The sequence below is a fragment of the Streptomyces sp. NPDC037203 genome (genome assembly GCF_055605065.1).
Genome location: NZ_JBVJUC010000010.1, coordinates 51,197 through 64,531 on the forward strand (window position 1 = coordinate 51,197; position 13,335 = coordinate 64,531).

Annotated in this window: 12 protein-coding genes; 10 read left to right on the forward strand and 2 right to left on the reverse strand. The window is 73.4% G+C overall.

What is annotated here, in order from left to right; genetic code table 11:
• Positions 1 to 12: 12 nt before the first annotated feature.
• Positions 13 to 1,215, reverse strand: a complete 1,203-nt coding sequence (locus tag ACZ7EC_RS24965; protein WP_471065855.1) for an amino acid deaminase/aldolase — start codon at positions 1,213 to 1,215, stop codon at positions 13 to 15.
• Positions 1,216 to 1,412: 197 nt separating this feature from the next.
• Here ACZ7EC_RS24965 and ACZ7EC_RS24970 point away from each other — a divergent pair, with 197 nt between their 5' ends.
• From ACZ7EC_RS24970 to ACZ7EC_RS24980, 3 genes are all read left to right on the forward strand, one after another.
• Entirely contained in the window at positions 1,413 to 2,858 is a 1,446-nt protein-coding gene (locus ACZ7EC_RS24970) for a hypothetical protein (protein WP_471065857.1), read from the forward strand.
• Complete coding sequence (mycP, locus tag ACZ7EC_RS24975) at positions 2,855 to 4,015, forward strand: type VII secretion-associated serine protease mycosin (RefSeq protein ID WP_471065859.1); 1,161 nt, start codon at positions 2,855 to 2,857, stop codon at positions 4,013 to 4,015. The genes ACZ7EC_RS24970 and mycP overlap by 4 nt, the downstream gene beginning before the upstream one ends.
• A gap of 136 nt (positions 4,016 to 4,151) precedes the next feature.
• Positions 4,152 to 4,931, forward strand: coding sequence for an SseB family protein (locus tag ACZ7EC_RS24980; RefSeq protein ID WP_471065861.1), 780 nt, complete (start codon positions 4,152 to 4,154; stop codon positions 4,929 to 4,931).
• A 56-nt stretch (positions 4,932 to 4,987) separates the two neighbouring features.
• Here the strand turns inward: ACZ7EC_RS24980 and ACZ7EC_RS24985 are convergent, their stop codons facing one another.
• On the reverse strand, positions 4,988 to 5,344 hold the full coding sequence (locus ACZ7EC_RS24985) for a DUF1844 domain-containing protein (RefSeq protein WP_471065862.1): 357 nt from the start codon (positions 5,342 to 5,344) through the stop codon (positions 4,988 to 4,990).
• 378 nt (positions 5,345 to 5,722) lie between these two features.
• Here ACZ7EC_RS24985 and infC point away from each other — a divergent pair, with 378 nt between their 5' ends.
• The 7 genes from infC to pheT all read left to right on the forward strand — a co-directional run bounded on the left by infC (position 5,723) and on the right by pheT (position 13,151).
• A complete protein-coding gene (infC, locus tag ACZ7EC_RS24990) occupies positions 5,723 to 6,385 on the forward strand; it encodes a translation initiation factor IF-3 (RefSeq protein WP_397987339.1) in 663 nt (220 codons plus the stop codon).
• A 114-nt stretch (positions 6,386 to 6,499) separates the two neighbouring features.
• Positions 6,500 to 6,694 (forward strand): 50S ribosomal protein L35, encoded by a 195-nt coding sequence (gene rpmI, locus ACZ7EC_RS24995; RefSeq protein ID WP_004933563.1) that lies wholly within the window; start codon positions 6,500 to 6,502, stop codon positions 6,692 to 6,694.
• A 98-nt stretch (positions 6,695 to 6,792) separates the two neighbouring features.
• Entirely contained in the window at positions 6,793 to 7,176 is a 384-nt protein-coding gene (rplT, locus tag ACZ7EC_RS25000) for a 50S ribosomal protein L20 (RefSeq protein WP_037651207.1), read from the forward strand.
• Between the two features lie 176 nt (positions 7,177 to 7,352).
• Positions 7,353 to 8,204 (forward strand): TrmH family RNA methyltransferase, encoded by an 852-nt coding sequence (locus tag ACZ7EC_RS25005; RefSeq protein ID WP_471065864.1) that lies wholly within the window; start codon positions 7,353 to 7,355, stop codon positions 8,202 to 8,204.
• A 50-nt stretch (positions 8,205 to 8,254) separates the two neighbouring features.
• Positions 8,255 to 9,385, forward strand: a complete 1,131-nt coding sequence (locus ACZ7EC_RS25010; protein WP_471065866.1) for a sensor histidine kinase — start codon at positions 8,255 to 8,257, stop codon at positions 9,383 to 9,385.
• Positions 9,386 to 9,513: 128 nt separating this feature from the next.
• Positions 9,514 to 10,635, forward strand: a complete 1,122-nt coding sequence (gene pheS / locus ACZ7EC_RS25015) for a phenylalanine--tRNA ligase subunit alpha (protein ID WP_471065868.1) — start codon at positions 9,514 to 9,516, stop codon at positions 10,633 to 10,635.
• A complete protein-coding gene (gene pheT, locus ACZ7EC_RS25020) occupies positions 10,635 to 13,151 on the forward strand; it encodes a phenylalanine--tRNA ligase subunit beta (protein WP_471065869.1) in 2,517 nt (838 codons plus the stop codon). Before pheS ends, pheT begins: the two co-directional genes overlap by 1 nt.
• Positions 13,152 to 13,335: the final 184 nt, after the last annotated feature.

The window sequence follows — 13,335 nt, forward strand, 5'->3', positions numbered from 1 at the left end:
CGCCGCGGTGGCTCAGAGGAAGGTGTGCCCCTCACCCCGGTACGTGGGCACCGTCGCCGTCACCTCGTCGCCCTCGACGAGGTGCAGCGACGCGAACCGTTCGCACAGCTCGCCCGCCTTGGCGTGCCGGAACCACACCCGGTCGCCGATCAGCAGATCGTCGGCGGGCGAGCCGAGCAGCGGGGTCTGCACCTCGCCGGCGCCCTCCTGCGGGTCGTACCGCAGCCCCTCCGGCAGGTACGGCACCGGCGAGCGGTCGGGGCCCGCCGCGCCGGAGGCCGGATAACCGCCGCCGAGCACGGTGACGACGCCGACACCCGGCCGCCGTACCACCGGCAGCGCGAAGAGGGCAGCCGGACGGCCGCTGAACGACGTGTAGTTGTCGAACAGCCGCGGTACGTACAGCCCGGAACCGGCCGCGATCTCGGTGACCGCGGACTCGGCCGCGGTGTGCTGCACACTGCCGGTACCGCCCCCGTTGACGAACTCCAGGCCGGGTGCGACGGCCCGCACCGCGCGCACGGCCGCCGCGCGCCGCTCGGCCAGCTCCCGGCGCGCGGCGGACTGCATCAGCCGGATCGCCCGCGAGCGCAGCGGCCGCCCGGCGACGGCGTCCCCGACGCCCGCGATATGACCCTCGTACGCCATGAGCCCGACCAGCCGGAAGCCGGGGCGCCCGGTCACCACCCGTGCCACCTCGGCGAGCCGGGCGGGGGAGTGCAGCGGGGAGCGGCGGGCGCCGACCCGCACGCGACCGCCGAACAGCCTCAGCGATGTGTCCAACTCCAGGCATACGCGCACCACTTCACGTCCGCCGTCGCGGGCGGCGTCGATGAGGTCGAGCTGCGCGGGGTCGTCCACCATCACGGTGACGGCGGCGGCGAGCTTGGGATCCGCGGTGAGTTCGGCGAACCCGGAGCGGTCGGCGGACGGGTAGGCGAGCAGGATGTCGTCGAATCCCGAACGCGCCAGCCACAGCGACTCGGCGAGGGTGAACGACATGATGCCCTGGAAGCCGTCCATGGCCAGCACCCGCTCCAGCAGGGCACGGCAGCGCACGGACTTGCTCGCGACCCGTACCGGTTTGCCGCCGGAGCGGCGGACCAGATCGGCCGCGTTGGCGTCGAAGTCCTCCAGGTCCACGAGCGCCAGCGGCGCTTCGAGATGGGCGGTGGCCCGGTCGTACCGGGCCCGGTCGGCGGCACGCGCAGTCATGCCGGAAGCCTGCCAGAACGGATTACCGCAGGGTAGAGGGACGTTCCGGGCAAGTGCCCCGGCCTGCCGTACCGGTTCCGCCCCGGCCCCCGGCAACCCGTAGAGTGACGCGCACGTACGGCGGACCCGCCCTGGGATGCGGGCCCGGTCGCACGGGTACGAGGAGACGGCCCGGGTCGCGAGGAAACGGGGAACGCATGACCACGGAAGCACGCCACTCCTCCGTACCGCCAAGCCCTTCACCCTCCTTCGGCCCCGGCGCGGGACGCGCCGAGGGGACGCGGGCCACCGCCGCCGCGCGCGCGGACATGCCTGCGGGGGAGGACCCCGGCGACGAGCCGTCCGTCTTCACCCGGCGCGTGCCGGGCAGTGGCACGGGCCCGGCGAGCGGGACGCCCCGGCGCGTTCCCGTCCCCGAGGCCACCGGCCCGGCGAGCGGGACGCCCCGGCGCGTTCCCGTCCCCGAGGCCACCGGCCCGGTGAGCCCCCCGCCGCCCCCCGCGTCGGCCCGCTTCCCCGACGCCCCGCCCCGCACGGCGCGCACGGGCACGGGCGCACCGCGCCTCGCGCACACCGAGGAGACGACCGGGGGCGGCGCCGGGTCCGCCGACGGGGGGAGTGCGGGGACGCGGGGTGGCGGCACCGGCGGTGGCGCAGGAGCGGGCGGTTCCGCACCGTCGGACCGCCAGTCCGGACGTCCGGTCCCCGGCGCTTCCGCGCGCCCACCGGCGAGCGCGCCCTCGCAGGCGACGCGGCCCGCCACCCGGTGGCACCACCAGCCGCCCGCCCCGCCCGCGTTCGGCCCCGCCCACTCCCGGCCGGGCGCCGGGCGGCCCCGTGTCACCTTCGGGGAACCCGACCTGTTCCGGACCCGCAGGCGGGGGCGGGCCGTCGCCGCCGCGATCTGCCTGGTGCTGGGGATCGGACTCATCGGCGGTGCCGTGGCCGGGAGTTGGCTCACCGAGGAGCACGAGGACAGCGCCGCGCGCGGGTTCGCCGCGGCCGCGCCCGCCTGGCACAGCGTGCCCGTCGACACGCTGTTCCCGCCCGTCGTGCACGGGGCGGGGGAGGGGCCCGGCGGGGCGGACCGGACCTGGACACGGGTCGCCGTCGCCCCGGACAGCGGCTGCGCCGGCGCGTTCGACCCGCTGCTGTGGCGGGTCCTCGCCGGCACCGGCTGCCGGCGGCTGCTGCGGGCCACCTACACGGACGCCACCCAGAGCTATGTGACCACCGTCGGCCTGCTGTTCACCACGGCCGACCCCGCCCAAATGGCCGCGCTCGCCACCCGCTTCCGCACCCAGCACCTCGCCGGACGCACCGACCTGATGCCCCGTGCGTATGCCGCGCCGGACACCCCCGCGGCCGGCTTCGGCGACGCCCAGCGCGCCACCTGGACCATCTCCGTGCGCACCGACGCCCCCGTGGTCGTGTACGCCGTCTCCGGCTGGGCCGACGGCCGCAGCGTGGACACTCCCCAGCCCGCCGCCGACGCCGTACGGGCCGGAGCCGCCACCGCGCAGGCCCAGTCCGGCCTCGGCAACGAGGCGCTGGGGCTGTCCGGACAGCTGACACGGCGGCTGCGCCAGGCCGTCGGCTCCGCCGCCACGAACGCCCCGAACACCACGAAGAGTTCCTCATGAAGCGTGCCTGCGGGGCCGCGGTGAGTGCCCTGCTCGCCGGTGCCCTCACCCTGCTGCCCACCGCCGCCGCCCACGCCGACGGCATCCGGGCCCAGCAGTGGGGGCTGTCCGCCCTCCGCCTCGACGAGGCCTGGCGCACCACCAGGGGCCAGGGCGTCACCGTCGCCGTCCTCGACACCGGCGTCCAGGAGGACCACCCCGACCTCGTCGGCAATGTGCTGCCCGCCAAGGACATGATCGGCTTCGGTGCCCGGCCAGGCGACCGGACCTGGGGCCGGCACGGCACCGCCATGGCCGGCATCATCGCCGGACACGGCCACGGCCCCGGCGACTCCGACGGCGTCATGGGCGTCGCCCCCGAGGCGAAGATCCTTCCCGTACGGGTGATCCTGGAGGACGGCGACCCCGCCCGCGCCAGGGCCCGCACCACCCGCGGCACCGCCCTCGCCGACGGCATCCGCTGGGCCGCCGACCACGGCGCCGGCGTCATCAACCTCTCCCTCGGCGACGACTCCGCCTCCGCCCACCCCGAACCCGGCGAGGACGAGGCCGTGCAGTACGCCCTGAAGAAGGGCGTGGTCGTCGTCGCCTCCGCGGGCAACGGCGGCGACAAGGGCGACCACGTCTCCTACCCGGCCGCCTACCCCGGCGTCATCGTGGCCACCGCCGTGGACCGCTACGGCACCCGCGCCGGCTTCTCCACCCGCCGCTGGTACGCCGCCGTCAGCGCGCCCGGCGTCGACGTCGTCATCGCCGACCCCGACCACAAGTACTACGAGGGCTGGGGCACCTCCGCCGCCTCGGCCTACGTCTCGGGCGTGGCCGCCCTGATCGAGTCGGCCCGTCCGGGGCTGAGTCCGGCCCAGATCAAGACGCTCCTGGAGGACACCGCCGACGACCCGCCGGCCGGGGGCCGCGACGACTCCCGCGGCTACGGCACGATCGACCCGGTGGCCGCCCTCGCCGCGGCCGACCGGCTCGGACCGCGGAAGCTGAGCCCGGCGTCGTACCCCCGCCGGTACTTCGGCCCCGGACCCGACGCCCCCAAGGCCACCGGCTCCGCCACCGACTGGGCGGCGCCCCTGGCGGGCAGCGTCGGCGGGGTGCTGCTGGTCGCGGGCGTGATCCTGTGGCGCGGCCGCCGGCAGCCGTTCTGAGACGGGCCGGGGTTCCGGCGGCGCCGCCGCCGGCGGTCCTTCCGGGCGGGGCCGGGTGAGCGCGCGGCCGGCCCTGCCGGGGTGCGCACCGGCCCGCCGCTCCGCCGGGTGGTTTCCCCCGATAGGGTCGGTGACCGTGGCGAACAAGAACATCCCCGACCCCGGCTACTCCGACGACGACGGCTCCGCCGACCCCCGGCTCGGCGCCGCGCTCGCCGCGTGGGCCGAGGACCGCACCGCCGTCGGACCGGTCCTCCAGGCGCTGAAGGGCGCCCGGCTGCTGGTGCCTGTCGTCGCCGTGCTCGGCGAGGTCGAGGAGGGCGATCAAGAAGGGCGCGAAGCTCGTCACAAGGGTGGTGGTGGGAGACGGGTGGGCGGGCTGCGCCGCGAGAAGACCAGCGACATGGCCGTACCGACCCTGAAGGCCGGCGGCCGTACCGCGCTGCCCGCGTTCACCTCCACCGACTCCCTCGCCCGCTGGGACCCCGAGGCCCGCCCGGTCGCCGTCCCCCTGCACCAGGCGCTCCAGGCCGCAGCGCACGAGAAGGCCGACACGGTGGTGCTGGACCTCGCCGGGCCGGTGCCGTTCGAGCTGACCGGGCCCGCGCTGCTCGCCCTCGCCGAGGGCCGCACCAGCACCGACCCGCTCACCGACCCGGCCGTGACCGGGGCCGTGCGCACGGCGGTGGCGGCCGAGCCCGCGGTCCGCAGCGCCCACCTCGTCCCCGGCCCGGCCGACGGCACCCTCGCCCTCGTCCTCGACCCGTCCGCGCCGCCCGCCGAGACCGCGCAGGCGATCGCGGGCCGGCTCGCCGCCGACGAGACACTGAGGGCCCGCCTGGTGCGCGGCCTCGACCTGGCACTGCTGCCGGCCGGGACGACGCCTCCGGGCGAGCCCTTGTACGTGCGGGGATGAATCGGGCGCCCGAGGGGGCGCCTGGCGCTACGGGCCTGTGTGGCTGCTCTGGGGATCTAGCCGTAGACGGGGCCGGTGTACTTCTCGCCCGGCCCCTGGCCCGGCTCGTCCGGCACGACCGACGCCTCGCGGAAGGCGAGCTGGAGCGACTTCAGGCCGTCGCGCAGCGGGGCGGCGTGGAAGGAGCTGATCTCGGTCGCGCCGCCGTCCAGCAGGCCGGCCAGTGCGGTGATCAGCTTGCGGGCCTCGTCCAGGTCCTTGTGCGTGTCCCCCTCCTCGCTGAGCCCGAGCTTCACGGCCGCGGCGCTCATCAGGTTGACGGCGACCGTCACGATCACCTCGACGGCGGGGACCTCGGCGATATCGCGGGTCATCGCGTCGAAGTCGGGGTTCTCGGCAGGGGTCTCACTCATGACCCACACCCTAAGGCGGGACGACGGCTTCACGGTGACGGGATCCCGATTCGCTCTTGTCAAGCCATCCTGCTAGCCTGGTACGCGACCGGCCGGATCCGCCATGTGCGAGTTCGGCCCACAAGTGGAGGCTCCAATCTCCCACCCGCTCCGTCCTCCGGGACGGCGGGTCTCCGGTCAGGTGGCCGCCATCGTTCCGTACGGACGATGGAGCCGCCCGATTCACGCCCCGCGTTCGCGCGGCGGTGTTCCGGTAGTCAGGAGCCCCGCCTGTGATCGTCCGGGGCATTTTTTGTGCTTCGGCGCGGTTGGTCTGATGAACACAGACGTTACGCGGCAGTCCGCCAGGCCGTCGCGTGGTGCTACCGAGGAGGATCCATCAGCGCCGAGCCCCGCATCAACGACCGGATTCGCGTTCCCGAGGTGCGACTTGTCGGTCCCAGTGGCGAGCAGGTCGGCATCGTGCCGCTCGCGAAGGCACTGGAGCTTGCGCAGGAGTACGACCTCGACCTGGTCGAGGTGGCGGCGACCGCCCGTCCGCCCGTGTGCAAGCTCATGGACTACGGGAAGTTCAAGTACGAGTCGGCCATGAAGGCCCGTGAGGCGCGCAAGAACCAGGCGCACACGGTCATCAAGGAGATGAAGCTCCGGCCGAAGATCGACCCGCACGACTATGACACCAAGAAGGGTCACGTCGTCCGGTTCCTCAAGCAGGGCGACAAGGTCAAGATCACGATCATGTTCCGTGGTCGCGAGCAGTCCCGGCCCGAGCTGGGCTACCGACTGCTGCAGCGCCTCGCGGAGGATGTCCAGGACCTCGGGTTCGTCGAGTCGAACCCGAAGCAGGACGGCCGAAACATGATCATGGTCCTCGGTCCGCACAAGAAGAAGACCGAGGCGATGGCCGAGGCCCGTCAGGCGCAGGAGGCCCGCAAGGCCGACGCGAAGGCGAACCCCGGCAAGTCGCAGAACCCGGCCGAGGCGTCGTCCGAGGTACCGGCCGAGGCCGAGGCGTCGTCCGAGGAACGCGCCGAGGCGTGATTCCGGGGAGCCGTACGGCTCCCGAGGATGTAACCGAAACAAGAGCGACGCTCCACCGTGCCCGGTTTTCGTGACCGGGCACCGGAGCGCCACCGACGAGGAGAGAACGGCGCTATGCCGAAGAACAAGTCGCACAGCGGTGCCAGCAAGCGCTTCAAGGTCACCGGCTCCGGCAAGGTGCTCCGCGAGCGCGCCGGCAAGCGCCACCTGCTCGAGCACAAGTCGTCCCGCGTGACGCGTCGCCTCACCGGCAACGCCGAGATGGCCCCGGGCGACGCCGCGAAGATCAAGAAGCTTCTCGGCAAGTGACGCCCCGGCGCTCGTCGAGCGCCGCGCGTCTGAACCGGGACCCAATCGTTTCCGGGTCGTGTGAGGACACCCACGACCCCGCTACAAGGAGTTAAAAAGTGGCACGCGTCAAGCGGGCAGTCAACGCCCACAAGAAGCGCCGGGCGATCCTGGAGCAGGCCTCCGGCTACCGCGGTCAGCGTTCGCGCCTGTACCGCAAGGCCAAGGAGCAGGTCACCCACTCGCTGGTCTACAACTACAACGACCGCAAGAAGCGCAAGGGCGACTTCCGTCAGCTGTGGATCCAGCGCATCAACGCCGCTGCCCGCGCCAACGGCATGACCTACAACCGCTTCATCCAGGGTCTGAAGGCCGCGAACGTCGAGGTCGACCGCAAGATCCTGGCCGAGCTGGCCGTCAACGACGTGAACGCGTTCGCCGCGCTCGTCGAGGTCGCGCAGAAGGCGCTGCCGTCGGACGTCAACGCGCCGAAGGCCGCGTGACGCTGCGCTGGCTTCAGCCGTCGTAATACCGGGACCCGCAGGCTGTATGGCTTGCGGGTCCTGTTGTTGAGGTCCCTCGGTGCGCGTTCGGCCGCGGAGCGCTGTGGTCGCTCGCGCAGTTCCCCACGCCCCTTCGGGCCCGACACCAAAAGACTCTCCGGAAAGCGAAGACGAGCATGGTCCCCGTCAGCCCCGAGCTGATCTCTCCCCGTTCCGCACGCGTCGCCGCCGCGCGGCGGCTCGCCAAGCGGAATGTCCGGGGGAAGGAGCGGCTGTTCCTCGCGGAGGGACCGCAGGCCGTGCGGGAGGCGGCGGCGCACCAGGGGGGCGGGCTCGTCGAGCTGTTCGCCACGGTCGAGGCCGCGGAGCGGTACGCCGACATCGTCGGCGAGGCCCGTGCCGCCGGTGCTCGGGTGCACCTCGCCGCCGAGGACGTCATCGCCGACATCTCGACCACCGTCACCCCGCAGGGGCTGGTCGGCGTGTGCCGGTTCCTGGACACCCCGTTCGAGGACATCCTCGCCGCCCGCCCCAAGCTGGTCGCCGTGCTCGCGCACGTCCGCGACCCCGGCAACGCGGGCACCGTGCTGCGCTGCGCCGACGCCGCCGGCGCCGAGGCCGTCGTCCTCACCGACGCCTCCGTGGACCTGTACAACCCCAAGGCCGTACGCGCCTCCGTCGGCTCCCTGTTCCACCTCCCGGTCGCCGTCGGCGTCCCCGTGGAGGAGGCCATCGAGCGGCTCAAGGGGGCCGGGGTGCGCATCCTGGCCGCCGACGGCGCCGGCGACCACGACCTCGACGAGGAACTGGACGAGGGCACCATGGGCGGCCCCACCGCCTGGGTGTTCGGCAACGAGGCCTGGGGGCTGCCGGAGGAGACCCGCGCCCTCGCCGACGCCGTGGTGCGCGTGCCCATCCACGGCAGGGCCGAGAGCCTGAACCTGGCCACGGCCGCCGCCGTCTGCCTGTACGCCTCGGCACGCGCCCAGCGCGCCCGCGGAGGGTGCCGTTCCCTTACCCAGAGCTAGTAGGGTGGCCAGCTCGGGGCCGTGCGCCGTATGAGAGGTGGGGTACGGGGATGAGTGTGGCCGGCACGAGCACCGGGCCGGAGGGGCGGGACGCGCGCGACGCGCCCGCGTCCTGGGATGGTGCGGGCGGGCTCGAGCCCGACCAGCTCCCCGACGGACTGGTGGTCGCCGACGAGAGCGGGCGTGTCGTCGGGTTCAACGCGGCCGCCGAGCGCATCACCGCCGTACCCGCCGCCGACGCCCTCGGGCAGCCGCTGGAGAAGGCGCTGCCGCTGGAGGACCTGGAGGGGCGCCGCTGGTGGCAGCTCACCGACCCCTACGGGGGCCTGCCCACCAGGACCCGGCAGCCCGAGCGCAATCTGCTGCTTCCCGGCGGCCGGGAGGTGCTCGTCACCGCCCGGTACGTCCGCACCGCGCCCCTCGGCCCCGTGCACCGTCTGATCGTCTCCCTGCGGGACACCGAGGCCCGCCGCCGCACCGAGCGCAGCCACGCCGAGCTGATCGCCACCGTCGCCCATGAGCTGCGTTCCCCGCTGACCTCCGTCAAAGGGTTCACCGCGACGCTGCTCGCCAAGTGGGCGCGGTTCACCGACGACCAGAAGCGGCTGATGCTGGAGACCGTCGACGCGGACGCCGACCGGGTCACCCGGCTCATCGCCGAGCTGCTGGACATCTCCCGGATCGACTCCGGGCGCCTGGAGGTGCGCAGGCAGCCCGTCGACATAGGGGCCGCCGTCTCCCGCCACATCCAGGCGTACGTCGCCGCCGGGCAGAGCGCCGGACGCTTCCTGCTGCGCATCGAGCAGCCGCTGCCCGATCTGTGGGCCGACCCCGACAAGATCGACCAGGTGCTCAGCAACCTGCTGGAAAATGCCGTGCGGCACGGCGCGGGAACCGTCACCATCGACATCACGCCCACGGCGTCCCCCCGCGAGGGCGAGGAGGCCGGCACATCGGTCACGGTGAGCGACGAGGGGCCCGGCATCCCGGAGGAGTCCATGAACCGCGTCTTCACCCGCTTCTGGCGGGGCAGCAAGCGCGGCGGCACCGGGCTCGGGCTGTACATCGTCAAGGGCATCGTGGAGGCCCACGGCGGCACGATCACGGTCGGCCGCGCCCGCGGCGGCGGCGCCGAGTTCCGATTTACGTTGCCCGTGAGCGCCCCGGCGTATCTCGCCTAGCGGCCCACGGGCCCTTCGCCCCCCTCCACCCCGTTAGACTCGGCCTTTGGCACCGTTGTGTCCTTCACGCGGCCCTCGCGAGTCGGTGACGGGGACCATCCGCCAGCCAATCGGAAGCACGGGAAGAGATGTCGGCACCCAATAAGTCGTACGACCCTGTCGAGGTCGAGGCGTTGAAACCGGAAGAGATCGAGCGCATGCGGGACGAGGCGCTCGCCGCCTTCGCCGCCGCGGACTCCCTCGACGCGCTGCACGAGGCCAAGGTCGCCCACACCGGTCCGGCGTCCCCACTGTCCCTCGCCAACCGCGAGATCGGCGCCCTGCCCCCGCACGCCAAGGCCGAGGCCGGCAAGCGCGTCGGCATGGCCCGCGGCGCCGTCAACAAGGCCCTCGCCGCCCGCCAGAGCGAGCTGGAGGCCGAGCGGGACGCGCGGGTGCTGGTCGAGGAGGACGTCGACGTCACGCTGCCGTACGACCGCGTCCCGGCCGGTGCCCGCCACCCGCTGACCACGCTGTCGGAGCGCATCGAGGACATCTTCGTGGCCATGGGCTACGAGGTCGCCGAGGGCCCCCAGGTCGAGGCCGAGTGGTTCAACTTCGACGCCCTGAACATCGGCCCGGACCATCCGGCCCGCGGTGAGGCCGACACGTTCTTCGTCGAGGGCCCGGACGGCGGCGCCGAGTCGGGTGTGGTCCTGCGCACGCACACCTCGCCCGTGCAGATCCGCTCGCTGCTCGACCGCGACCTGCCGGTCTACGTGATCTGCCCCGGCCGCGTCTACCGCACCGACGAGCTGGACGCCACGCACACGCCGGTCTTCCACCAGGTCGAGCTGCTCGCCGTGGACGAGGGCCTGACCATGGCCGACCTCAAGGGCACCCTGGACCACATGGTCCAGTCGCTGTTCGGCGCGGGCATGAAGACCCGGCTGCGCCCGAACTTCTTCCCCTTCACCGAGCCGAGCGCCGAGATGGACATGCTCTGCTACGTGTGCAAGGGCGAGTCCGTCGGCAACCCCGACCGCCCCTGCCGCACCTGCTCCAGCGAGGGCTGGATCGAGCTGGGCGGCTGCGGCATGGTCAACCCGCGGGTGCTCACCGCCTGCGGCGTCGACCCGGAGAAGTACAGCGGCTTCGCCTTCGGGTTCGGCATCGAGCGGATGCTGATGTTCCGCCACAACGTCGAAGACATGCGAGACATGGTCGAGGGTGACGTCCGGTTCACCCGGCCCTTCGGGATGGAGATCTGATGCGGGTCCCGCTTTCTTGGCTGCGGGAGTACGTCGACCTGCCGGCCACCGAGACCGGCCGTGACGTCCAGGCCAAGCTCATTTCGGCCGGTCTGGAGGTCGAGACCGTCGAACAGCTCGGCGCCGACCTCAAGGGGCCCCTGGTCGTCGGCCAGGTGCTGACCATCGAGGAGCTGGAGGGCTTCAAGAAGCCGATCCGCTTCTGCACGGTCGACGTCGGCCAGGCCAACGGCACCGGTGAGCCCCAGGAGATCGTCTGCGGCGCCCGCAACTTCGCGGTCGGCGACAAGGTCGTCGTGGTGCTGCCCGGCGCCACCCTGCCCGGCGGCTTCTCCATCGCCGCCCGCAAGACCTACGGCAAGGTCTCGCACGGCATGATCTGCTCCAGCGACGAGCTGGGCATGGGCGAGGACACCACCCACGGCATCATCGTGCTGCCGCCGGAGACCGAGGTCGGCCGGGACGCCATCGAGCTCCTGGAGCTGGTGGACGAGGTCCTGGACATCGCCGTCACCGCCAACCGCGGCGACTGCCTCTCCATCCGCGGTGTCGCCCGCGAGACCGCCATCGCCTACGGCCTGCCGCTGCGCGACCCGGCCCTGATCGACGTGCCCGCGCCGAACGCGTACGGCTACCCGGTCAAGGTCTCCGACCCGTTCGGCTGCGACCGCTTCACCGCGCGCACCGTCACCGGTCTGCGCCCCGAGGCCCGCTCCCCGATCTGGCTCCAGCGCCGGCTCCAGAAGGTCGGCATGCGCCCGATCTCGCTGGCCGTGGACATCACCAACTACGTGATGATGGAGCTGGGCCAGCCGCTGCACGCCTACGACCGCGCCTCGGTCCAGGGCACCATCGGCGTTCGCCGCGCCCGGGAGGGCGAGAAACTCGTCACCCTGGACGGCGTCGAGCGGACGCTGCACGCCGAGGACCTGGTCATCACCGACGACCGCGGCCCGATCGGCCTGGCCGGTGTGATGGGCGGTGCCAACACCGAGATCGCCGACCACGGCGAGGACCCGGAGCACGCGACCACCGAGGTCGTCATCGAGGCGGCCCACTTCCACGCGGTCTCCATCGCGCGCACGGCCCGCCGCCACAAGCTGCTGTCCGAGGCCTCCCGCCGCTTCGAGCGCGGGGTCGACCCGGCCGCCGCTGCCGCCGCCGCGCAGCGCACCGTGGACCTGCTGGTGCTGCTCGCGGGCGGCACCGCCGAGGCCGGCGTCACCGAGGTCATCGCGCCCTCCGCGCCGCACACCATCACCATCCCGGCGGACCACCCGGACAAGGTCGCGGGCGTCACCTACGGCCGCGAGACCGTCGTACGCCGCCTCCAGGAGGTCGGCTGCGACGTCTACGGGCAGGACGAGCTGATCGTCACCGTCCCCTCCTGGCGGCCCGACCTGACCGACCCGAACGACCTGGCCGAAGAGGTCATCCGCCTCGAGGGCTACGAGGGCCTGCCGTCCCGGCTGCCCCGGCCGCGGGCGGGTCACGGCCTGACCGGCCGCCAGCGGCTGCACCGCCGCATCGGCCGCGCGCTGGCCGGCGCCGGTTACGTCGAGGCGCTGAACTACCCCTTCCTCGGCGAGCAGGTCTTCGACCAGCTCGGCCTGGACGCGGACGACCCGGCCCGCCGTGTGCTGAGGCTGGTCAACCCGCTCAGCGACGAGGAGCCCGCGCTTCGTACGACGCTGCTGCCCGGCCTGCTGGGCGCGCTGCGGCGCAACACCGGCCGCGGCGCGCACGACCTGGCCCTGTTCGAGACCGGGCTGGTCTTCCACCCGCGCGCCGAGCGCGTTGTCGCGGGGCACCTGCCGGTGGACCGCCGTCCCACCGACGAGGAGATCGCCCGGCTGAACGCGGCGCTGCCCGAGCAGCCGCGGCACGCCGCGGTCGTCCTCGCGGGCGCCCGCGAGCAGGCCGGCTGGTGGGGCAAGGGCCGCCCGGCCGACTGGGCCGACGCGATCGAGGCCGCGCGCACCGTGGCCCGTGAGGTGGGTGCCGAACTCGTCGTGCGCAAGGGCCAGTACGGCCCCTGGCATCCGGGCCGCTGCGCCGAGCTGCTCGTCGTCGTGGACGGCGCCGAGCGGGTCGTGGGCCACGGGGGCGAGCTGCACCCGCGCGTCGTCAAGGCACTGGGCCTGCCCGAGCGCACCTGCGCGATGGAGCTGGACCTGGACGCCCTGGAGGAGGCCGGCGACGGCGTCCCGATGGCGCCGGCCATCTCCACCTTCCCGGTCGCCACGCAGGACGTCGCCCTCGTGGTCGACAAGCCGGTGCCGGCGGCCGAGGTCGAGGCCGCGCTGCGCGCCGGTGCCGGTGAACTGCTGGAGTCCATCCGGCTGTTCGACGTCTACGAGAACGCCGAGCAGCTGGGCGAGGGCCGCAAGTCGCTGGCGTACGCGCTGCGCTTCCGCGCCCCCGACCGGACGCTGACGGTGGACGAGGCGTCGGCGGCCCGTGACGCGGCCGTCGCCCTGGCGGGCGAGCGCACCGGAGCCGTGCTGCGCGGCTGACGGCCGTAGCGCACAGGGCGCGCCCGGTCACGGACCTCCGTGGCCGGGCGCGCCTTCGTCTTGGCCGCAGAAACGTTCTGACGCTGCGTCACCTCCTGCATAAATGCACCCCCACCTGCGCCTTCTCACTCGTTCGAGTGGTCATCGGAGGTGAACCAGTTCTCGCGGGCCATGCCGTCGACAG

What these genes read in the sequence shown, in the direction of transcription:
- ACZ7EC_RS24965 (WP_471065855.1), bottom strand. Translation starts at nt 1,215, where the DNA reads ATGACTGCGCGTGCCGCCGACCGGGCCCGGTACGACCGGGCCACCGCC.
- ACZ7EC_RS24970 (WP_471065857.1), top strand. Translation starts at nt 1,413, where the DNA reads ATGACCACGGAAGCACGCCACTCCTCCGTACCGCCAAGCCCTTCACCC.
- mycP (WP_471065859.1), top strand. Translation starts at nt 2,855, where the DNA reads ATGAAGCGTGCCTGCGGGGCCGCGGTGAGTGCCCTGCTCGCCGGTGCC.
- ACZ7EC_RS24985 (WP_471065862.1), bottom strand. Translation starts at nt 5,344, where the DNA reads ATGAGTGAGACCCCTGCCGAGAACCCCGACTTCGACGCGATGACCCGC.
- rpmI (WP_004933563.1), top strand. Translation starts at nt 6,500, where the DNA reads ATGCCGAAGAACAAGTCGCACAGCGGTGCCAGCAAGCGCTTCAAGGTC.
- ACZ7EC_RS25005 (WP_471065864.1), top strand. Translation starts at nt 7,353, where the DNA reads ATGGTCCCCGTCAGCCCCGAGCTGATCTCTCCCCGTTCCGCACGCGTC.
- ACZ7EC_RS25010 (WP_471065866.1), top strand. Translation starts at nt 8,255, where the DNA reads ATGAGTGTGGCCGGCACGAGCACCGGGCCGGAGGGGCGGGACGCGCGC.
- pheS (WP_471065868.1), top strand. Translation starts at nt 9,514, where the DNA reads ATGTCGGCACCCAATAAGTCGTACGACCCTGTCGAGGTCGAGGCGTTG.
- pheT (WP_471065869.1), top strand. Translation starts at nt 10,635, where the DNA reads ATGCGGGTCCCGCTTTCTTGGCTGCGGGAGTACGTCGACCTGCCGGCC.